The organism is bacterium, from assembly GCA_035691305.1.
Classification (GTDB): Bacteria; Sysuimicrobiota; Sysuimicrobiia; order Sysuimicrobiales; family Segetimicrobiaceae; genus DASSJF01.
The window spans coordinates 1-19,871 of sequence record DASSJF010000080.1; the positions used below are offsets into that span (position 1 = coordinate 1).

19 protein-coding genes are annotated in these 19,871 nt (G+C 70.8%); 14 read left to right on the forward strand and 5 right to left on the reverse strand.

All coding sequences use genetic code 11. From position 1 onward, the window contains the following. The 3 genes from VFL28_15225 to VFL28_15235 form a co-directional block, all read right to left on the reverse strand. A partial coding sequence (locus tag VFL28_15225; protein ID HET7266016.1) for an ABC transporter substrate-binding protein occupies positions 1 to 889 on the reverse strand: 889 nt, incomplete at its 3' end. A gap of 20 nt (positions 890 to 909) precedes the next feature. Then, positions 910 to 1,980 carry a DSD1 family PLP-dependent enzyme gene (locus VFL28_15230; protein HET7266017.1) on the reverse strand — a complete coding sequence of 357 codons (1,071 nt, stop codon included), beginning with the start codon at positions 1,978 to 1,980 and terminating at the stop codon, positions 910 to 912. A 49-nt stretch (positions 1,981 to 2,029) separates the two neighbouring features. Next, positions 2,030 to 3,094: an LLM class flavin-dependent oxidoreductase gene (locus VFL28_15235; GenBank protein ID HET7266018.1), complete on the reverse strand. Its 1,065-nt coding sequence runs from the start codon at positions 3,092 to 3,094 to the stop codon at positions 2,030 to 2,032. Between the two features lie 126 nt (positions 3,095 to 3,220). On the opposite strand from VFL28_15235, the gene VFL28_15240 reads away from it, so the two are divergent. The 6 genes from VFL28_15240 to VFL28_15265 all read left to right on the forward strand — a co-directional run bounded on the left by VFL28_15240 (position 3,221) and on the right by VFL28_15265 (position 9,527). Beyond that, entirely contained in the window at positions 3,221 to 4,435 is a 1,215-nt protein-coding gene (locus tag VFL28_15240) for a Xaa-Pro peptidase family protein (GenBank protein ID HET7266019.1), read from the forward strand. Positions 4,436 to 4,473: 38 nt separating this feature from the next. Then, complete coding sequence (locus tag VFL28_15245; GenBank protein ID HET7266020.1) at positions 4,474 to 5,214, forward strand: alpha/beta fold hydrolase; 741 nt, start codon at positions 4,474 to 4,476, stop codon at positions 5,212 to 5,214. Next, positions 5,211 to 6,800 (forward strand): ABC transporter substrate-binding protein, encoded by a 1,590-nt coding sequence (locus VFL28_15250; GenBank protein ID HET7266021.1) that lies wholly within the window; start codon positions 5,211 to 5,213, stop codon positions 6,798 to 6,800. The genes VFL28_15245 and VFL28_15250 overlap by 4 nt, the downstream gene beginning before the upstream one ends. Before the next feature lie 78 nt (positions 6,801 to 6,878). Next, positions 6,879 to 7,799, forward strand: coding sequence for an ABC transporter permease (locus tag VFL28_15255; protein HET7266022.1), 921 nt, complete (start codon positions 6,879 to 6,881; stop codon positions 7,797 to 7,799). Positions 7,800 to 7,866: 67 nt separating this feature from the next. Continuing rightward, the gene (locus VFL28_15260; protein ID HET7266023.1) at positions 7,867 to 8,697 is read left to right on the forward strand and encodes an ABC transporter permease; all 831 of its coding nucleotides are present in this window, start codon (positions 7,867 to 7,869) and stop codon (positions 8,695 to 8,697) included. Positions 8,698 to 8,723: 26 nt separating this feature from the next. Beyond that, on the forward strand, positions 8,724 to 9,527 hold the full coding sequence (locus tag VFL28_15265; GenBank protein HET7266024.1) for a creatininase family protein: 804 nt from the start codon (positions 8,724 to 8,726) through the stop codon (positions 9,525 to 9,527). A 15-nt stretch (positions 9,528 to 9,542) separates the two neighbouring features. Here VFL28_15265 and VFL28_15270 read toward each other — a convergent pair whose 3' ends face one another. Together VFL28_15270 and VFL28_15275 are read right to left on the reverse strand one after the other, a co-directional pair. Continuing rightward, on the reverse strand, positions 9,543 to 10,325 hold the full coding sequence (locus VFL28_15270) for a creatininase family protein (protein ID HET7266025.1): 783 nt from the start codon (positions 10,323 to 10,325) through the stop codon (positions 9,543 to 9,545). Continuing rightward, entirely contained in the window at positions 10,316 to 11,497 is a 1,182-nt protein-coding gene (locus tag VFL28_15275) for a Xaa-Pro peptidase family protein (GenBank protein ID HET7266026.1), read from the reverse strand. Before VFL28_15275 ends, VFL28_15270 begins: the two co-directional genes overlap by 10 nt. A gap of 141 nt (positions 11,498 to 11,638) precedes the next feature. On the opposite strand from VFL28_15275, the gene VFL28_15280 reads away from it, so the two are divergent. From VFL28_15280 to VFL28_15315, 8 genes are all read left to right on the forward strand, one after another. Further along, positions 11,639 to 11,971, forward strand: a complete 333-nt coding sequence (locus VFL28_15280; protein ID HET7266027.1) for a hypothetical protein — start codon at positions 11,639 to 11,641, stop codon at positions 11,969 to 11,971. Beyond that, complete coding sequence (locus VFL28_15285) at positions 11,968 to 12,918, forward strand: PAS domain-containing protein (protein HET7266028.1); 951 nt, start codon at positions 11,968 to 11,970, stop codon at positions 12,916 to 12,918. Before VFL28_15280 ends, VFL28_15285 begins: the two co-directional genes overlap by 4 nt. A 145-nt stretch (positions 12,919 to 13,063) precedes the next feature. Further along, the gene (locus VFL28_15290; GenBank protein HET7266029.1) at positions 13,064 to 14,278 is read left to right on the forward strand and encodes a threonine synthase; all 1,215 of its coding nucleotides are present in this window, start codon (positions 13,064 to 13,066) and stop codon (positions 14,276 to 14,278) included. Then, positions 14,268 to 15,503: a Xaa-Pro peptidase family protein gene (locus tag VFL28_15295; protein ID HET7266030.1), complete on the forward strand. Its 1,236-nt coding sequence runs from the start codon at positions 14,268 to 14,270 to the stop codon at positions 15,501 to 15,503. Before VFL28_15290 ends, VFL28_15295 begins: the two co-directional genes overlap by 11 nt. Next, positions 15,482 to 16,543 carry an Ldh family oxidoreductase gene (locus VFL28_15300; protein HET7266031.1) on the forward strand — a complete coding sequence of 354 codons (1,062 nt, stop codon included), beginning with the start codon at positions 15,482 to 15,484 and terminating at the stop codon, positions 16,541 to 16,543. The genes VFL28_15295 and VFL28_15300 overlap by 22 nt, the downstream gene beginning before the upstream one ends. A 27-nt stretch (positions 16,544 to 16,570) precedes the next feature. Next, positions 16,571 to 17,305 (forward strand): isochorismatase family protein, encoded by a 735-nt coding sequence (locus tag VFL28_15305; protein ID HET7266032.1) that lies wholly within the window; start codon positions 16,571 to 16,573, stop codon positions 17,303 to 17,305. Between the two features lie 22 nt (positions 17,306 to 17,327). Further along, a complete protein-coding gene (locus tag VFL28_15310; protein HET7266033.1) occupies positions 17,328 to 18,926 on the forward strand; it encodes a peptide ABC transporter substrate-binding protein in 1,599 nt (532 codons plus the stop codon). A 22-nt stretch (positions 18,927 to 18,948) separates the two neighbouring features. After that, entirely contained in the window at positions 18,949 to 19,869 is a 921-nt protein-coding gene (locus VFL28_15315) for an ABC transporter permease (GenBank protein ID HET7266034.1), read from the forward strand. The last annotated feature ends 2 nt before the right edge of the window (positions 19,870 to 19,871 follow it).

Consider the following 19,871-nt stretch of genomic DNA (forward strand, 5'->3'; position numbering starts at 1 on the left):
CGCGCTCGTTGAGGCCGAGGTAGACGATCTGCACCTTCGGGAAGACCAGCAACTCCTTGCTCAGCGCGGGATCCGACTTGATCCGGGGAAACTGCGCGAGCGGCACCTGAATGAGGTCGAGTTGTCCGGTCTGGTACTCCCGGAACTGGGTCGTCGAATCCGTGACGATCGGCATCTCCATCCGGCTGATCTTCGGCGCGCCGCGGAAGTAGGCGGGGTTTGCGGCGAGGGTGATGTGGTCGTTCGTCACCCACTCGCGCATCATGAACGGTCCGGTCCCGGCGTCCTTCTGGGCGAACCATCCGGCGCCGCCGTTTTGCACGACGTCCCGGTCGAGCACGACCGCGGCGTAGTAGGCGAGGCGGTTGAGAAACCCGCCGCGGCGGGCCGGGTTGACGACGAACTGCAGCGTCATCGGATCGAGCACGCGCATCCCGGCGATCGTCGGTGCGCCGGCCCGTCGTTCCGGATACCCTTGAATGCTGGACAGCGCGAAGTCCGCGACCGGTGCCCGGAGCGCCGGATCGCTCATCCGGTCGAACGACCACTTCCAGTCGTCCGCGGTGACTGCGCGGCCGCTGTGAAATCGCATCGGCGCGAGATGGAACGTGTAGACGAGACCGTTTGGGGAGACATCCCAGCTGCGCGCGGCGGACGGAACGAGCTTGCCGGCGGCGTTGAATGTTACGAGCGTCGTGTACATCATCGTGACCAAGGATCCGCCGGGCACGTCGATCGCGAAGTACGGATCGAGGCTCGAGGGCTGGCCGTCGAGCGGGGTGCGCAGCACACCCGCCTGCTGCGCCGCCGCGAGCCCGAACGGCTGCGCCGCTATCGCGGCGGCCAGCAGCACGGTGAGAAACCACACATATGCCTTGAGTCGAGACACTCGAGTCCCCCCTTGAACCGTCAGGCGCTCCGCCCCCGGCCCTCGATCGGCAGTTCGCCGAGGCAGCGTCCGTCATCGCGCACGAGGACGTACCGGTCGTACAGGTTGATCGTCGTATCGCAGTGGCTCGGGATCAGCCAGAGGCGGTCGCCCGGCCTGTGCCGCGAGGGCAGGCCCGCGATCCTGCCGTGCTCGTCGCCGTGCGCCTTATACGTCGCGTTCGGAAAGTCTCGAACCGCCGGGGCCCCCGCGTCGGTGCTGACGGTCTTGTTCCCCGCGTCGACGACCTCGACGTCCGGACGCTGGCTGCTCACCACGGTCGTCAGAATGAACAGCGCATGCTCGAACCCCACGCCCTCCACCGCGCCGTAGTCGCTGTCCATCACGACATACGAACCCGGCTGCACCTCGGTGGCCGTGCCGTGCGCGATGGCGGCCGCGTAGGTGCCCGTGCCGGCGGTGGTGATCACCGGCACAGGGATCTCGTGGTGGAGCAGCAGGGCCTTGGTGTCCGCGAGCCGCGCGTACGCCTCGAACGCGCGCAGCCGGCGGTCCGCCGGGTTGCGAATGTGCTGGCAGTGTCCTTCGTAGCCCTGCAACCCGCCGAAGCGCAGCCCCGGTGCGTCGAGAATCCGGCGCGCGACATGGAGCACCGGCTCGCCCGGCTCGACGCCGGTCCGGTTCTGTCCGACATTGACGTCCGCCAGCACCGTCAGGGTGAGGCCGTGTGCGCGCGTCTTCGTCGACATCAGGTCGACCATCTCGCGCGAGTCCGCGACCACGCTGAGGCGGGCGAGCGCCGCGATATCCAGTGCGCGGTCCATGTTGAACGGGGTCAACTCCGTGGTCAGATGCACGTCCGGGATGCCCGCTTTGATCATCACCTCGGCCTCGCCGAGCTTCGCGGTGCACACCCCCACCGCGCCGAGCCGGATCTGTTTGGCGGAGACCCACGGGCTCTTGTGCGTTTTCGTGTGTGGCCGGAGCGCGATCCCGGCGGCCGCGCACTCCGAGGCCATGCGCACGAGATTGCGCTCCAATGCATCCACGTTCAAGATCAGCGCGGGAGTCTGGACGTCGTCGAGGGTCATCGGCGGTAGGAAGTTTCCCTCGGCGCGGATGCTTTCCTCCGCGAGGGCGTCACCGCAGGGCCTCCGCGAGCAGGGGCACCGCCTCTCGATAGTCCGGGCCCAACTTGGACCACATTATTTGGTCGAACCCGTACCTCTTCGCCTCCGCGCAGACGGATGCGAGCCGCGGGCCGCACGTCCCGGGATCACCGGCGATGAGCGTCGCGTCGACCATCGCGTCGGTCACCAACGCCGCGAGCGTATCATCCGCCGCTCCGGCGCGGCGGGCCGCGACCAGCCGGGCGACCTCATCAGCCCGCACCCCCAGCCGGCCGAACTGGTCCGGGCCCCATCCGGTCGCGTGGAGATGATTGACGACCGTGGCCGCGAACGGCCGGGCGTACCGCCTGGCGGCCGCTCCGTCCGCGGCAAGCGCGACGTTGACCTCCGCGACCTTCCGGAGGCGCGCGCCGCGGGGCGCGTGGCCGGTGGCGCGGTCGGCAATCTCCAGCGCGGCGGCGAGCATGCCCGCGCGCGCGGCGGCGACGAACGACCCGCCGTAGATCACGCCGTCCATCATCCGCCCCGCCACGGCGAGCGCCCGCGGCCCGTTCCCGCCGCCGTACAACACGACCGGCCCTGCCGGACGCATGCCGAGGCGCCCCTCGCCGTCCGGTGACAGGTTGAAATAGGACGTCAGGGCGGGATACTCGGAGAACCGCACCCCCTCGCCGGCCAGCAGCCGCCGCAACAGGGCGGACGTCTCTTCAAGAATAGCGACCGGAGCGGACGGGCGGACGTACCTCGGCGTCTTCGTGAGGCTGCCGCGGGCCAGACCGAGACCGAGCTCGCGGCCGGCGACGAGTTCGCTCAATGTGGCGACCGTGTCCGCCAGATCCACGGGGTTACGGAAGTACGGGACGGCGACCGCGGCGCCGAGCTTGATGCCGAGGCGGGGCGCGAGCGCCGCGAGAACCACGAACGGATTCCGCGCGCCGAGATTGTCCGTCACCCAGACCTGGGCAAATCCCAGACGCTCCGCCAGCTCGCCGAGCGACACGAGATCGGGTGTCGTGTAGCGCTCCACCGTCGAGGCGAGGTGGAACTGAAGACCGAACTCGAGGCCCGCGGTCACCGCGCGGTGTTTCCGGTCCGCGGCGCGCGAAGTCCTTCCGCAGGAGGACTCGCCGCCGCGCGATCGGAAGATGGAGCGGCCCATCCGCGGAGACCCGCCATCGCGTAGGATGGGCGGGGTGGCAGAGTGCCGGTGTACGAAGCGAAGGTGCCGTATGATCCCGAGGCCCGCCGTCCGTGGCGGTGGATGCCGTTTCCGCAGGGCGAGTACGAGCGCCGGATCGCCGCCGTGCAGGCGCGCCTCAAGACGGAAGGCCTCGCGGCGCTCGTCGCCTATTCCAACGGCGCCGATCGGGGCAACGCGCGCTATCTCGTCAATTTCGAGACCAACGCCGGCGACACGATCGTCGTGGTGCCGGCCGACGGCGCGCCCATGATGACGACCAACTGGCTGATGCACGGCGAGCCGATGCATACGTCGATCTGGACGACGTGGCTCGACGACGTGCGAGGCGCCGAGCGGCTCGGCTTCAGCCGCAGTCCCGAGACCAGCGTCGCGGGGCAGGCCGCGGATCGGATTCACGAGGCCCGCGCCGCCGCCGATCGCATCGGGTTTGCCGGGTCGGCGATTTTCCCCCACACCGTCATGGTGGCGCTGCAGGAGCGCCTGCCCCGGGCGACGTGGATTCCCGCGGACGACCTGCTGATGGAGGTGCGCGCGGTCAAGTCTCCGCTCGAGATCGAGGTGATGCGGCGCGCCGCCCGGATCTCCGGAAAGATGCACGAAGAGGCGCTGCGGACGCTGGCGCCCGGCGCGCGCGAGTTCGACGTCGCGTCGCGCGCGCACGCCGTCGCGTTCGCGGAGGGCGCGGATGCGCTGGCCTTCGAGAGCGCCGTGGCCACCGGGCCGCGCGCCGGCCTCAAGCACTGCGCGCCCACGGACCGCGTGATGGAGCCGGGGGACATGGTGTTTCTCGACATGGCCGCCACCTACCACGGCTACTCCGCGGACGTATCGCGCTCGACGGTCGTCGGCCGCCCAAGCGCCGAGCAGCGCCGCTACCTCGACACCGCCCTCGAAATGTTCGAGGCGGCGCTGGCGACGGCCCGGCCCGGCGTTCCGGTTCAGGACATGATCGCGGCCGCCCGCGCCATCGCGGTGCGCGCCGGCTACGAAGCGGAGTATATGCCGAAGGGGTTCGGGCACGGGCTCGGCTGTTCGCTCTTCGAGCGGCCGTCGCTGCGGCCGTCGACGACGGATATCTTGCAACCCGGCAACACGTTCGCGCTCGAACCGATGCTGATCCGGATGAACGCCGGGACCGCGTGCGTCGAGGAGACGGTGCTCATCACGCCGACCGGCGCGGAGGCCCTCTCGGGCTGCCCGCTGCGCGTGTGGTAGCAACGGCGCGCGGCGCCGCTCATCCCGGGGAGCGGCTCGTGTTCCCGAGCGGCGGCCGGGATCTCATCGCCTACCGCTATGTCCCGGCCGTCGATCCGGACCGCGGCCGCGGATCGTTGCCCGCCGTCGTGCTGAACCACGGCAGCGGACTCGAGCAGGACAGCAAGCCGGGCGTCGCCCGCGTGCTCACGGATGCGGGCTACCTGGTCGTCGTCCCATTCCGCCGGGGATACGCGGGCTCGCCCGGGCCGTCGCGGATCGAGGAGGTGCCGGCGCCGGTCGGCGCGCCGGGCCACGACGAGCAGGTCTGCGCCCGACTGCTCGCCGAGAACGACGACGTGCTGGCCGCGCTCCAATTCGTGCGCGCGATGCCGGAGGCCGACGCGGCTCGCGTCGCCGTCATGGGGTCGTCGTACGGCGGGATCAACTCGCTGCTCGCGGCGGCGCGGGACGGCCGGGTGCGGGCGTGCGTGTCGTTCGCCGCGGCGGCGATGAGTTGGGGCCCCGTGCCGGGGCTGCGGCCGTTTCTCCTCGCGCACGCGGATACGATCCGCTGTCCCGTCCTGCTCCTGCAGGCGGAGAACGACTTCGACGTCGCGCCGTCCGAGGCGCTGGCCGCGCGCCTCGGGGCGGCGGACCGGGTGTGCGAGCGCCGCGTCTTTCCGCCGTTTGGCGCGAATCCGATGGAGGCGCATCAGATCTGGGTGCACGCGCCGCAGATCTGGGCGCCGGTCGTGCTGCCGTTTCTGGACCGCTATCTAAGGGGGGGATCGGCGTGATCCGTCGTATGATGGCCGCTGGAGTGATGGTGCTGCTCGTCGTGGCGGCCGCGGGCCCGTGGCCGGCGGCGCGGGCGCAGGCGCCGGGGGTGTTTCGCACACCGCTCAGCGGCGAAGCGCCGACGCTGGACCCGTATTACGCGGTGGACTCCGCGTCGGCGCCGGTCGTCTTTCTGATGTACAACACGCTCGTCGGCCTCGACGCCGCCGGCAAGCTGCTGCCGCAGGCGGCGCGCAGTTGGGACATCTCGCCGAACGGCCTCGTCTACACGTTCCACCTGCGCGACAACCTCTATTTCCACAGCGGCCGCAAGGCGACGGCCGCCGACTGGAAGTGGTCGTTCGAGCGGATGGGCAGCCCGGCGCTCAAGTCTCCGGTCGGGTCGGTGGTCGTCTCGGGCATCCAGGGCTATGACGCGTTTCAAAACGGCGCCCCCGGCATTGCCGGCATCACGGCGGTCAGCGCCAACACCCTGCAGTTCGTCCTGAACCCGGCGCGGCGCGGCGGCTTCCTCAACCGGTTGGCGTACTACGCCGCGGTGGTCGTCGACAAGGACGTCGTCGGGCGCGGGCAGGGTTGGTACGCGACCCAGGACGCGGGCACGGGCCCCTTCACCTTGAAAGAGTGGGCGCACAACGACCACTTCACGCTCGCGGCGAACCCCAAGTATTTCGCCGGCGCGCCGAAGGTGGCCGCGGTGAGCATCCCGATCGTGACGGAGTCGCGCACACAGTTGTCCGAATACCTCGCGGGCCAGCTCGACTTTGTGCCGGTCCCGCTCGGCGACTACCAGCGGATCAGTTCGGATCCCAAGCTGAAGCCCGAGCTGCTCGTTTATCCCCGCGCGCAGATCCTCTACCTGGGGCTCAACCCGCGGGTCTACGCGCCGTTCAAGGACCGCCGGGTGCGGCGGGCGTTCGCCATGGCGATCGACAAGGCGCGGATCGCGCGGACGGTGTTCTTCGGGTTCTTCCAGCCGGCGGCCGGTTTCGTGCCGCCGGGCATTCCCGGCTTCTACGCCGGGTATAAGGGCCTGCCCTACGATCCGGCCGGGGCGCGCAAGCTCCTCGACGAGGCCGGCATGACCGGCAAGCTGCCGCCGGTCCGCATCGCGATGAACCCGTTCGGACCGGTCGCGCAAATGGAAGGAGAGCCGGCGGTGGCCATGCTGAAGCAGAACCTCGGCGTGGACGCCTCGCTCGAGCGCACGGAGTTCGCGACGTTCATCACCAACCTGAACAAGCGCACCGTGTACCAGGCCTTCTTGAGCGGGTGGTCGGCGGACTACCTCGACTACAGCGACTACCTCGACATTCTGCTCTACAGTTCCTCGCCGCTCAACCGGCTGAACTACGACAACCCGGATTTCGACAAGCTGGTGGACGCGGCGAACGCCGCACCGAATGAAGCGGCGCGGACCGACCTGTATCACAAGGCCGAGGCGCTGATGATCGAGGACGTGGGCGCCGTGCCGTTCATGTTCACGCAGTTCGCCTACCTGAAGAAGCCGTACGTGAAGGGGCTGCGGACGTCGCCGGCCGTGAACGGCTGGCTGCCGTTTGACACGGTTTCGATCGAGAAGTAGCGTGACGATCCGGGCGGCGCGGCGAAGTCGCGGCCCGGATCGTCGCGTCGTCCGCGGTTAGCCGCCGGCCCGGGCGTCGTGGCGCGCTACGTCGTCTACCGCGTCGTGATGGCGGTGCCGCTGTTTGCCGGCGCGGCGCTGCTGATCTTCGTCGCCGGCCATCTCGCGCCGGGCGATCCGGTTCAGACGCTGCTCGGCGACCGGTACACGCCGGCCACCGCGGCCGTGCTGCGGCACCAGATGGGCCTCGACCGGCCGCTTGCCGCGCAGTTCGTGGACTATCTCGGACAGCTGGCGACGTTCCGGTTCGGCACGTCGTACGTGAACCCGGGCCTGCGGGTCGGCGACCTTCTATCGACGGCGCTTCCGATCAGCCTGCGGCTGGCCGCGCTGGCGGTGGCGGTCGCCGCCGTCGCCGGGACGCTGCTCGGCGTCGTCGCGGCGGCCGTCCAGGGCCGGCCGCTCGACCGGCTGATCCAATTCGGGACGGTGCTCGGGCTCTCGGTGCCGAGCTTCGTGACCGCCGCGGCGCTGGTCTACCTCTTCGCGCTGCACTTCCGGCTGCTGCCGGTCGCCGGCTGGGGCCAACCGGTCGACTACGTGCTGCCGGTTGCCGTGCTCGCGGTCGCCCCGCTCGCCTTCATCACCCGCATCGCCCGCTCGAGCGTCGGCCAGGTGCTGCTCGAGGACTACGTGCGCACCGCCCGCAGCAAAGGGCTGCGCACGCGGCGCGTCTTGTTCCGCCACGTGCTGCGGAACGCGGCGCTGCCGGTGGTCACGACGATGGGGTTGGCGTTCGGCACCGCGATCGTCGGCGCGTTCGTCGTCGAGGTCGTGTTCAACGTGCCGGGCATCGCCCGTGTCGCCGTGAACGCCATCTTCCAGCGGGACTACACGGTGCTGCAGGCCACCGTGCTTGTCTACACGGCGCTGTTCTCGTTCGTCAATCTGGCGGTGGACGTGTCGTACGCCTACCTGAACCCCCGTGTCCGTTACTGAGCCGTTGACCGGCGTTCCCGCCCGCCGTCCGCGCCCGTCCTCGGGGCCGCCGCGCGGCCGGTGGCCCATGCTGCTGCACGCGCTGGCCGGCGACCGCCTCGCGGGGGCGTGCGCGGCCTTCCTCCTCGCGGTCGTCCTGCTGGCGGTGGTGGGCCCGTTCCTGACCCGCTACGCCTACGACGCGCAGGACCTCGACGCGCTCTTCCACCTGCCCGGCGCGGCGCACTGGTTCGGCACCGACCAGTTCGGCCGGGATTCGTTCACGCGCATCGTCTACGGCGCGCGCGTCTCGCTGTCGGTGGGGTTCGCGGCCGTCGCCTGCGAGTCGCTGCTCGGGATGACGTGGGGCACCGTCGCCGGCTACTACGGCGGGGCGGTGGACAACGTGTTGATGCGGATCGTCGACCTCCTCATCGGCTTCCCGACGATCCTGCTCGCCATCCTGGTCACGGGGATCTTCGGTCCGAGCCTGACCAACATCGTGATCGCCCTGGTGCTGACCGCCTGGCCGGGGACGGCCCGTACGATTCGGAGCGAGGTCGTCGCGATCCGCGAGCGCGACTACGTGGACGGCGCGAGGGCGCTCGGGGCGACCACGCCGCGGATCCTCGCCCGGCACCTCGTCCCGAACGTCGTGCACCTTCTGATCGTGCGGGCGACGCTCGACGTGAGCACGCTCGTCCTCGCGGAGGCGACGCTCAGCTTCATCGGCATCGGCGTCCAGCCGCCGCACCCGAGCTGGGGCCAGATGATCTACGAGAGCTTCCAGTACCTCGACGGGCACCCGCTGCTGCTCGTCTTCCCCGCCGCGGCGCTCTCGGTCACCGTCATCGCGTTCAACGTCGTCGGCGAGTTTCTGTCGCGCGTGCTCGATCCGCGCTACGTCGCCCGGCGCTAATCGACGCCCGAGGAGGCAGGCAACCGATGTGCGACCGCAACGAGGCCCGCGACCCGTACTACCTGCCGCACCTGACGTGGCCGGAAGTCGGCGAGCTGCTCAAGACGACCGATACGGTGATCCTGCCCTTCGGGGCGATCGAGCAGCACGGGCCGGCACTCCCCATCGGCACCGACACGCTCGGTGTGATCGCGGTCTCGCGCGAGGCCGCCCGCCGGGCGAAGGTCCTGTGCGCGCCGACTCTGTTTCCCGCGCTCTCCAGCCACCACATGAAATTCCCCGGCACGATCACGCTGACCGAGGAGACTTTCAGCCGCGTGGTGCTGGAGGCCGCCGGCTCGCTCGCGTCGCACGGGTTCCGGCGCATCGTGCTGTCGAACGGCCACGGCGGCAACGAGGCGACGCTGACGTATCTCGCCTACCGCATCACGCGCGAGACCCCCGCCTCGGCGATGGTGTTCGGCATCGCCGAGCTGCGCAAGATCTACCTCACGGCGAACATCGACAAGCTGGACATTCACGCGGGCATCGGCGAGACGTCGAGCATGCTGTACCAGCAGCCGGAGCTCGTGCGGACGGAGAAGATCCAGCGCCCCCGCATGACGCTCGACGCCTGGCGTGAACGGCTCCTCACGCAGGTGCGGGCCGACCCGGCGCTCTTGCGGTACGTCACGCTCAAGCTGCCGCCCGTGGACGAGATCTCGTCGAACGGCTGCATTACCTACGGCGATCCCGGCGACGGGACGGTGCAGCGGGGCCGGGAACTGTTCGACGCCTACGTCGAGGCGCTGGTCGCCTTCATTCGGGCCTGGCAAACGGCGACGGCGTGAGCGCGCCTGACCGGCCTAGTCCACCGGGGCGGCTGTCAGATACTCCGCGGCGGCGATGAGATTCGGGACGACCGCGGCCAGGATGCGGTCGCCCTTCTCGCGCGTCGCAAGGGTCGCGTCGCCGAAGACGCCTGTGCCCCGGCGCGGCGCTTCGTCGTCCGTCCGCGGGGGTTGAGCCGGCCCGGGAAGCGGCGCCGGCACGAACAATCCCCGCACCTTCGGCCGGTCCGGAATTTCGCGTACGGTCCGGTCGCGCCGCACCGCGTCGGGGGCGATCGTCAGCATCAGCGATGTTTCGTACTCGTCGGCGTGGCTGCCCGCCGGCTGCCGGAGGAGGCCGTCGAGTGCGCGTCCGCCGAGGTCTTCGATCCGCGTGACGCCCACCAGGACGCAGCGGCCCCGCCGCAGGTCGCGGGCGACGACCTCCAGGACCGGGAACGTCGAGATCCCGGTGTTGAGGATGAGGAACCGCCGCGGCCCGTGCCGGTGCAGCGACAACACGATCTCGCGCACCGCCGCGCCGAACGTGGCGGCCTCGAGGTGGGTGCTGCCGGGAAAATGCGCAAACGACGGATAGTACCCGTAGGTGACCGCCGGAGCGACGACGCACGGGACGCGTTCCGCCACGCGCGCCGCGAGATAGTCGGCGAGAACGCGGTCGGTTCCGAGCGGCAGGTGCGGGCCGTGTTCCTTGGCGGCCGCGCCAACCGGAAGCACGACGAGCGGATCCCGCCGGAACAGTTCGGCCGCTTCCGGCCAGGCGAGCCGCTCGAGGTAGACGCCCTGCGCTACGACCACGTAATGACCGGATAGTTGGTCAGCCGTTCGTACCCGGTCTCGGTCACCAAGAGCGTGTCCTCCACCACGCCGGTTCCCAAACCTTCCACGACGACCATCGGTTCATAGGCCACCGTCATCCGGGGCCGCAGTGCCGTGGCGTTGCCGGCGTAAAGGCCGGGCACTTCGATCACCGACATGCCGATGCCGTGCCCGAATCCCCCGGCGCAGTAGTACGGCTCGAAGCGGGTGCCCCGAACGACGGCCAGCAGCGCGTTCGAGACGTCCTCGACGGTGCAGCCGGGCCGGATCGCGCTGAGGCCGGCGTGGTACAAATCGGCGCCGACCGACAGCAGGTCGCGGACTCGCCCGGCGGCGCGGCCCACGGCGGTACAGCGGCTCGTGTCGGCTGCGTAGCCGTGATAGGCGGCGCCGAGGTCGATGAACACGCTCTCGCCGTCCCGCAGCGCGCGCCGCCGCGGCGTCCCGTGCTTCAGTCCCGCCTGCTCGCCGCCGACCACGCACGTGGCGAAGGCCTCGCGGCCCCCGAGCGCGTGCATCCGCTGGACGCCCGCCGCGGCGACGACCGTCTCCTCGACGCCGGCCTCGAGGGTGGCGAAGACGGCTCTCATCGCCTCGTCGGAGATCTCGCCGGCGCGCCGCATCGCCGCGATCTCCTCGTCGCTCTTTTCGAGCCGGATGCGCGCGAGGATCTGGTCGGCCGGCACGAGCTCCGGCAGGCGCCGCGCGAGCGCGGCGTACAATCCGTAGGGAAGCGACGCGCCGCCCGCGAGGCCCACGCGGCGCGCGGAGCCGGCGGCGTCGGCGGCGAGTCCCGCGATCTCGTCGGCCGCCCCGCCGTAGACGGGGCCGAGGGCCACACGCACGTCCGTCACCCGGCACATCCAGATCATCGAGTGCATCGGCTCTCCGTGCAGCACCGCGTCCGTCACGACCGTCATCGTGCCGTCCGGCCGCGCGATGCAGAACGCGCTGCCAAACGCGGGGACGTAGTTGGTGAGGTAGGCGATCGCCGATGGAGAGGCCGCGTTCGCGTACACGCACAGAGCATCGAGGCCCTCGCGCGCCATCGCGGTCCGGAGCGCCGTAACGCGCCGGTCGTACTCGGCGTCGCTGAACGCCTGCACCAGATACGGACGCCGCGACTCCAAATCGTAGGGAACACGGGGCATCGGGGAACGCACCTCCCAGGCCTCTGCCAATTGGCCGAACCCGGCGGGACTCCCTGCCCGGCCGGCGCCGCAGCGCCGGGCGGCAGGACTCCCGCGCCCGGAATCGGAACCCCGGAGCGATCCCAGAGACGGAGGCGGCGAATGATCCTGGTTCATCAACGCTACACGGCCCGGCCCGGGCTGCGGGAACGCGTGCTCGAGACGCGGATCGAGGCGTCCAGGCGCCTGGCCGAGCTCGGCGTGCCCGCGGGGCAGATCTGGGTGCCGGTGACGGATGAGCCCGGCATCGATCCGGCCGACGCCGCCGACGTGATCTGGGAGTGCACGTATCCGGACCTGCCCGATCGCGAGCGCGCACGAGCGTTTCAGGAGGCCGATCCCGCGTTCGCGGCGGTCCGGATGCGACAGGGGGGGCAGTTGACGCGGTGGACCCGGGAGCACTACCGTCTCGTGGAGTGGCGCCGGACCCCGTGACACCCGCACACCCCGGCGGCGTACGAACGCAGGCGGCGCCTGTCGACGCGCGCGTCTCGGCACAGCAGGTGGCCGATGTGCTGGCCGCCGCGCTGCACACGGGCGTGGAAATCGTCGACCGCGATCTCGTACGGCTGGCGGCGGCGCGGGTGACCGCGTGGCGCCGGGATCGGGCGCCGCGGCCTTCGTTGTACGCCACCGCGATGCGCACGCGCCTGCCCGCGTGGGCCAACGACGCCGACCTCGCGACCGGCGCGGTGGCCGTGTTTCCGATCATCGTCGCGGGCGACGCCGTCGGCGCGATCGCCCTTCAATCGGCGCTGGCGGAGCAGGGCACGGCGCTGCGCGCGCAGCGCCGCAGGGTGACCGATTTGATCGCCGCCGTGGCGGAGCCCCTGCGCGGCGCGGCTGGATGGCGCTCGGCGGGCCGTGAGCCGGCCCAGGGAGGCGGCCTCCCGGCCGCCGTGTTGGAGTCGCTCTCGGACGGCGTGCTGGCCGTGAACGCGGCCGGCGTGGTGCTGTACTGCAATCGCGCCGCGCTCGAGATGCTGCGGACGGAAATGGATCTCACGGGCCAGAGCCTGGCGCACGCGTATCCGCCGGCCGCCGACCATCGCGGCGCGCCCGCGGCGCCGCAGACTCGGGAGGTCGCCTTCGAGCGTCACGGCCGGCGGTTCCGATTGCTCGAGACGCGCGGGCCGCTGCGCGGTGGAAACGGCGCGGCGGGCAGCCTGATCGTCCTTCGGGTCCCGGGTCAGGGCGTCCCCGCGGTCCGCTCATCGCCGCCGACGCTTGAAGAAGCGGAGCGGCAGCTGATCGACGACGCGCTTGCCCGTCACGGAACGAGCGGGGCCGGGAAGCGCCGCGCCGCCCGCGCGCTCGGCATCAGCCTGTCCACGTTGTATCGGAAATTGCGCAGACCGATGATCCGCTCGCGGCGACGCTAGACGCCGTCGCGGCCCCCCCGTGAATCGCCCGGAGTCGGAAGGGGAATCGGCCTCCCCGGTGTTGTAGTCATACTGCGAATTTCTTCGCACATTGGTAACGGCTGGGCGGGCTACTGCTGCATGCAAGGAGCGTGACGCGGCCGCGATGGCCAAACTTCAGCCAAAAGTTTCCGCCGCCGCCGAACTCGCCACGCTTCGCTGCAGCCGCTGCGGACGGACGTACGGCGCGTCGCGGGACGTGTGGCGATGCGGGTGCGGCGGCCCGCTCGACCTCGCGGAGACGCGGACGGTGCGGCCCGGGGCGTTCGGTAGCCGCGCACCGGGCGTGTGGCGTTATCGCGAATCGCTCCCGGCCATCCCCGACGATGCCGTCATCACCCTCGGCGAGGGCGGCACGCCGCTCATCGAGGCCCGCCGCGGAACGGGGCTCAAGTACAAGCTCGAGTTCCTGTCTCCTACCGGATCTTTCAAAGACCGCGGGTCGACCGTGCTGGTCAGCTGCCTGGCGGCGCTCGGCGTGCCGCGCGCCGTGGAGGATTCGTCCGGCAACGCCGGCGCCTCGATGGCGGCCTACTTCTCCGCGGCGGGCATCACGTGCGATCTGTACATCCCGGCCAACACCTCGGGGGCGAAGACGCGCCAGATTCGCAGCCACGGGGCCCGGCTCGTCTTGATCGAAGGCACGCGCGCCGATGTGTCGCGCGCGGCCGAGGCGGCGGTCGACGGCGCGTACTATGCGAGCCATCTCTGGTCGCCGTATTTCCTCGCGGGCACGCAGACGTTCGCGTTTGAGATCTGGGAGCAACTCGGCGCCCGCCGTCCGGACAACGTCGTCGTGCCGGTCGGCGCGGGGACCCTGCTGCTCGGGGCGGCGCTCGGCTTTCGCGCGCTGCGCGCGGCCGGCCTCGTCGATCGTCTGCCGCGGCTTTTCGGCGTCCAGGGCGCCAACTGCGCCCCGCTCCATTACGCGTTCCGTGCCGGGGCGGAGAGCACCGAGGGTGTCGAGTTTCCGCTCCGCGACAGCATGGCCGAGGGGATTCGCATCCAGCATCCGCCCCGCGACCGCCAGATCCTCGCCGCCGTGCGGGAGAGCGGAGGCGACATCGTCACGGTGAGCGAGGCGGAGATCTACGCGGGCTGGTTCGGACTCGCGGGGCGGGGTCTGTTCGTGGAACCGACCGCGGCGGTGTCGGCCGCGGCGGTGGAGCGCCTGCTCGCGGACGGTGCGATCGCCGCCGGCGAGTCGACGGTGGTGGCGTTGACCGGCACGGGGCTCAAAGGCGTGGCCACGCCGCCCGGCGGAAGCGACGGAGAGGACGGCGGCGCCGCGGGGGCGCGCGAAGGCGGCGATGAGCGCTAAGAATCGCCCCGCGATGCCGTACGGATGGGGCCGCGTCCCCTACACGGCCGCGGACCGGGCGCCGTGGATGAATCTGCCGTTTCCGGTCGACGAGTACCGCGGGCGGCTCGGCCGGCTCGCCGAGCGCATGGTCCGGCAGGACCTCGACTGCCTCGTCGTGCTCGGCAACCGCGCCGACGGGACCAACGTCCGCTACCTCACGAACTTCGAGGATTTCTACGGCGGCGACAGCATGCTGGTCGTCCCGCGCGACGGCGCGCCGGGATTCACGACCAACGCCGTGATGCACGGCGAACCGATGCACTCCGGGATTCAGGACTGCTGGATCGAGGACGTGCGCTGCGCCGCGGCGCCGCGGACGGTGACCGGCGCGGCGAGCCCCGCGACGGTCTTCGATCACGTCGAGGACTTCATCACCGAACGCGGGTGCGCGGACGGCACGATCGGCGTCGCCGGCGAGTCCGCCGAGCGGCTGACGCGATTTCTCGCGGAGACGTTCCCGAAGGCGCGCGTCGTCGACGCGGGCCCCGTGCTGAAGGAGATGCGCGCCATCAAGAGCGGGCCGGAGATCGAAGTGATCCGCCGCGCCTGCGCGCTCGCCGACGCCGCGCTTGCCGCGGCGATGGAGGCCGTGCGGGACGGGGTGCGCGAGTTCGAACTGGCCGGCGAGGCGAACCGCGCGATGTTCAGCGGCGGGGCCGAGCACCCGGCGTTTGCGATCTCGGTCTGCGCGGGGGCGCGGTCGGGCTTCAAGCACATGGCGCCCACCGGCTACCGGGTGCGCGAGGGCGACATCGTCTACATCGACGTCGGTGCGCGCTACATGGGTTACCACAGCGACGCATCGCGCCAGCGCGTGTGCGGCGAACCCACGGCCGAGCAGCGCCGGTTCATGGAGACCCAGATCGCGATCGTCGAGGAGGTCATGGGCGCCGCGCGGCCCGGCGCGGTCATCGGCGATCTCGCCGAGATCGCCGTCGCCCGGGCGGACGCGGCGGGCTACGGCGACTACCTCTACTTCCGCGGCCACGGTGTCGGCGCCGCGGTTCAGGACCTGCCCGCGTTCGCGCCCGGCAATCCCGCGCGCCTCGAGCAGCACATGGTCTTCGCGTTCGAGCCGATGCTGGTGCGCGCGGGGTTCGGCACGGCGTGCTGGGAGGACGTCTGGACCGTCACGGCGTCCGGCGTCGAACGTCTGAACCGGTGTCCGATCCGGTGGTGGTAGGCCCCATCGCCGCGGACGACCTCGTGGCGCTGCTGCGGGCGCTGCTCGGCGCCTGCGGGCTCGCGGACGACGAGGCCACGCTTGTCGCCGCGCACGTCGTGGACGCGGAGGAGCGCGAGAACCGGTCTCAAGGCCTCGTACGAATCCCGCCGTACGTGGACTGGGCCCGCCGCGGCGAAATCGTTTCGCCCACGTCGGTGACGGTCGAGCGGGACGGAGAGGCCGTGCTGGTCCTCGATGCGCACAACGGGTGGGGCCACGTCGCGGCGATGAACGCGATGGCCCGATGCATCGAGCGGGCGGCGCGCACCGGTGTGTGCCTCGCGATCGTGCGCAACACCAATCACATCGGCCGCCTCGGCGCCTACGTCGAGACCGCGACGGCCTCGGGCATGATCGGGCTCATCACGTGTTCCGGCAACCCCGCGTCGTCGTGGGTCGCGCCGTGGGGCGGCACGAGGCCGATCTTCGGGACCAACCCGCTGGCGATCGGGTTCCCGCGCCGCGGCGGGCCGCCGGTCGTCGTCGACGTCTCGACGACCCAGGGCGCCCGCGGCAGCGTGCTGCTCGCGCAGAAGGTGGGCGAGCTGCTGCCGGACGGCTGGGCGTTCGATGCGGCCGGTGCCCCGACGCGGGATCCGCACCAGGCGCTGCCGCCGCACGGCACGCTGGCCCCCCTCGGCGGGCACAAAGGCTACGCGCTCGCGGTGGCGATCGAAATCCTCTGCGGCGTGCTCGGCGGGATGTGGCCGCCCGCGACGTCGGTCAACCTCGTGGGCGCGATCCGCGTCGAGTCGTTCTTGCCCGGGGAGACCTACGAGCGCAGCCTCGCCGGCCTGGCGGACGCGATCACCTCCGGCCCCGCGCGCCCGGGCGTCGACGCCATCCATCTGCCGGGAGAGGGCAGCGCGGAGCGCAAGCGCCGGAACGCCCGGCGCGGCTTGATGGTCGCGCCGCGGATGTGGGCGGAGATCGCGTCGCTCGCCCGTTCGTCGGGCGTTCAACATCCGCTGCTCGAGCGGTGGGCCGCGACGACGTGAGACCGACGGCGCCGGTGGAGGTGCTCCATGGCGATCTGGGATGATGTGGTCCCGAAGGAAGAGCAGGCGCTGTACGCGCGCGGCGGGTGGGGCGGGTCGGTGGGGTACGGCCGCCGGCCGGCGCTTCTCGTGGTGGACATGTACCGCGCCTTCGTCGATCCGGCGTACCCGTACAGCAGCCCGTCGGCGCCGGCGACGGTTCGTGTGATTCAGACCCTCCTCGCGGCGGCGCGCGAGGCGGAATGTCCGGTCTTCTTCTCCAAGGCGAAGCGCCGGACGATCCCCGCGGAGCGCGGGCGCTGGAAGACGACCGCGGTCAACGCGCGGCCGGTGATGGCCGATCCGGCGGCCTACGAGATCGTTCCCGAGCTCGCGCCGCTGCCGGCGGAGCCCGTGATCGTCAAAGCCGCGCCGAGCGCGTTTTTCGGCACCGACCTCGTGAGCTACCTCATCTTCCACAACGTCGACACCGTGATCGTCACCGGCACCGTGACGAGCGGTTGCGTGCGCGACACGGCGCTGGACGCGTTCAACTACAGCTTCCGTGTGATCGTGCCGGAGGACGCCGTCTGCGACCGTGGGACGACCTCGCACAAGGTCACGCTGTTCGACCTGCACATGAAGTATGCCGACGTGGTCACAAGCGCCGACGTGGTCGCGTACCTCAAGACCGTCGCGCACGGCGAGCAGGAACTCGCCGGTCACAGTGGCATGGTTGCCGGCGAGTCCGCGGCCGCGGTCCGCCGGCGCCGGCCGTCATAAACCGCACAGGGGAGGGATGTCCGTGTCTCGAGGGTTCACCGCTCTGGTGGTTTCCGCGGCGCTGCTCGGTGCGCTGGCCGGCGGCTGGGGACCGCCGCCCGCGGCGGGGCAGGCCGCCGGCGTGTTCCGCACGCCGCTCGGCGGCGAGCCGCCGACGATCGATCCGTACTTCGCCACCGATTTCTCGTCCGGCGACCTCACACTCCTCATGTACGACACGCTCGTCGGGTTCAACGGGGCGGGACGGCTCGTGCCGGCGGCGGCCCGGAGCTGGGACGTTTCGCCAAACGGGCTCATCTACACGTTCCACCTGCGCGACAACGTCTATTTCCACAGCGGCCGCAAAGTCACGGCCGCGGACTGGAAGTGGTCGCTCGAGCGGATGGGCGATCCGGCCGTCGCGACGGAGGTCGGCGACGTCGTCGTGGGCGGCGTCGCCGGCTATGACGCGCAGCAGAAGGCCGGCGGCGGGCTGGCGGGCGTCAAGGTGATCGATCCGCTGACGCTCCAGATCACCCTCACTCCGAACACGCGCGGCGGTTTCCTCAACCGTCTCGCCTACTACGCGGCCGTCGTGCTCGACCGCGACGTCGTCGAGCGCGGCGGCAAATCGTGGTTCGCGACGCGCGACGCCGGATCGGGCCCCTTCACGATGCGGGAGTGGGTGCACAACGACCACGTCTCGATGGCGAGCTTCCCACGCTACTTCGCGGGCGCGCCCAAGATTTCGGGCGTCGAGATGCCCGTCGTCACCCAGGCGCAGACGCGGCTGTCGGAGTACCAGGCGGGCCAGCTCGACCTCGTGCCGGTGCCGCTCGCCGACTTCCAGCGGATCAAGTCCGACCCCGCGATGGGCAAGGAACTGCTGGTGTTCCCGCGGGCCCAGATCATCTGGCTCGGGCCCAACCCGCGCGTCTACGAGCCGTTCAAGGACGCGCGCGTGCGGCGGGCGTTCGCGATGGCGATCGACAAGGCGAAGATCGCCCGGACCGTCTTCTTCGGCTTCTACCAGCCCGCCGCGTCGATCGTGCCGCCCGGAATCCCGGGTTTCTACAGCGGCTACAAGGGCCTGCCGTACAATCCGGCCCAGGCCAAGAAGCTGCTCGATGAGGCGGGGATGACCGGCAAGCTGCCGCCGCTGGTGATGGCGATCAACCCGATCGCCGGCGACTACCAGATGGCCGCCGAGGCGGTCGCGGCGATGCTGAAGGATACCTTCGGCGTCGACGTGCGGCTGCAGCGGCAGGAGTTCGCGGCCTTCCAGCAGGGGATGAACCGGCGCACCGCCTTCGCATCGTTCATGACGGGCTGGGCGGCCGACTATCTTGATTACAGCGACTACCTCGACCTGCTGCTCTACAGCAAGTCGCCGCTCGATCGGGTGAGCTACGCGAGCCCGGAGTTCGACCGCCTCGTCGACCAGGCCAACGCGGCGGCGACGGAGGCCGCGCGGACGCAGCTCTACCACCGCGCGGAGGCCATGGCGGTCGAGGACGGCGCGATGATCCCGATGGTCTTCACGCAGTTCGCGCTGCTCAAGAAGCCGTACGTCCAAGGCCTGCAGACGACCGCGGCCCTGTCCGGCTATTTGAAGTTCAACACCGTCAGCATCCAGAAGTAGAGGAGGCCGCGGCCGTCCCCGGGTGCTTCGGTATCTTGCCTACCGTATCGCGCTCATGGTGCCGCTGCTCCTGGGGACGGCCCTCCTCATCTTTCTCGCGGGACACTACGCGCCCGGCGATCCCGTGCAGGTGCTGCTCGCGGACCACTACACGCCCGCGGCGGCCGCGCATCTCCGCCACGAGCTAGGACTCGATCAGCCGCTCGCCGGGCAGTTCGCGGCCTACGTGGGCCGGGCCGCACGCTTCGACTTCGGCGTTTCGTACATCAATCCGGACCGGCAGGTCGCCGACATCGTGCGGCAGACGCTGCCGATCAGCCTTCGTCTCGCCGCCCTGGCCGTCGCCGCGGCCGCGCTCGCCGGGACCTGTCTCGGAGTCAGCGCGGCCGTGCTGCGCCGGTCGATCGCCGACCGGCTGATCCAGTTGTGGGTCATCACCGGCCTCTCCGTGCCGAGCTTCGTCGTCGCAGCCGTCCTCGTGCTGCTCTTCGCCGTCCGGTGGCGCCTGTTGCCGGTCGCGGGGTGGGGACACCCCGCCGATTACGCGCTGCCGGTGGCCGTCCTGGCGGCCGCGCCGATCGCGTACATCACACGGATCAGCCGGGCGAGCGTGCGCCAGGTCCTGACCGAGGACTATATCCGGACGGCGCGCAGCAAAGGGCTCCGCGGGGGCGCGATCCTCGCCCGCCACGTGATGCGCAACGCGGCGCTGCCGATCGTCACGACGATCGGGATGGCGTTCGGCTACGCGATCACCGGCGCGTTCGTCGTCGAAGTCATCTTCAACATCCCCGGCATGGCGCGCGTCGCCGTCGACGCGATCTTACAGAGAGACTACACCGTGATCCAGACGGCGGTGCTCGTCTACACGGCGATCTTCACGCTCGTCAATCTCGCGGTCGACCTGTCGTATGCAGCCCTCAACCCGCGCATTCGCTACTGAAC

Bases quoted from the DNA above. Each gene is read 5' to 3' on its own strand.
- VFL28_15280 (HET7266027.1), top strand. From the start codon at position 11,639: ATGATCCTGGTTCATCAACGCTACACGGCCCGGCCCGGGCTGCGGGAA.
- VFL28_15295 (HET7266030.1), top strand. From the start codon at position 14,268: ATGAGCGCTAAGAATCGCCCCGCGATGCCGTACGGATGGGGCCGCGTC.
- VFL28_15290 (HET7266029.1), top strand. From the start codon at position 13,064: ATGGCCAAACTTCAGCCAAAAGTTTCCGCCGCCGCCGAACTCGCCACG.
- VFL28_15305 (HET7266032.1), top strand. From the start codon at position 16,571: ATGGCGATCTGGGATGATGTGGTCCCGAAGGAAGAGCAGGCGCTGTAC.
- VFL28_15230 (HET7266017.1), bottom strand. From the start codon at position 1,980: ATGACCCTCGACGACGTCCAGACTCCCGCGCTGATCTTGAACGTGGAT.
- VFL28_15260 (HET7266023.1), top strand. From the start codon at position 7,867: ATGCTGCTGCACGCGCTGGCCGGCGACCGCCTCGCGGGGGCGTGCGCG.
- VFL28_15265 (HET7266024.1), top strand. From the start codon at position 8,724: ATGTGCGACCGCAACGAGGCCCGCGACCCGTACTACCTGCCGCACCTG.
- VFL28_15275 (HET7266026.1), bottom strand. From the start codon at position 11,497: ATGCCCCGTGTTCCCTACGATTTGGAGTCGCGGCGTCCGTATCTGGTG.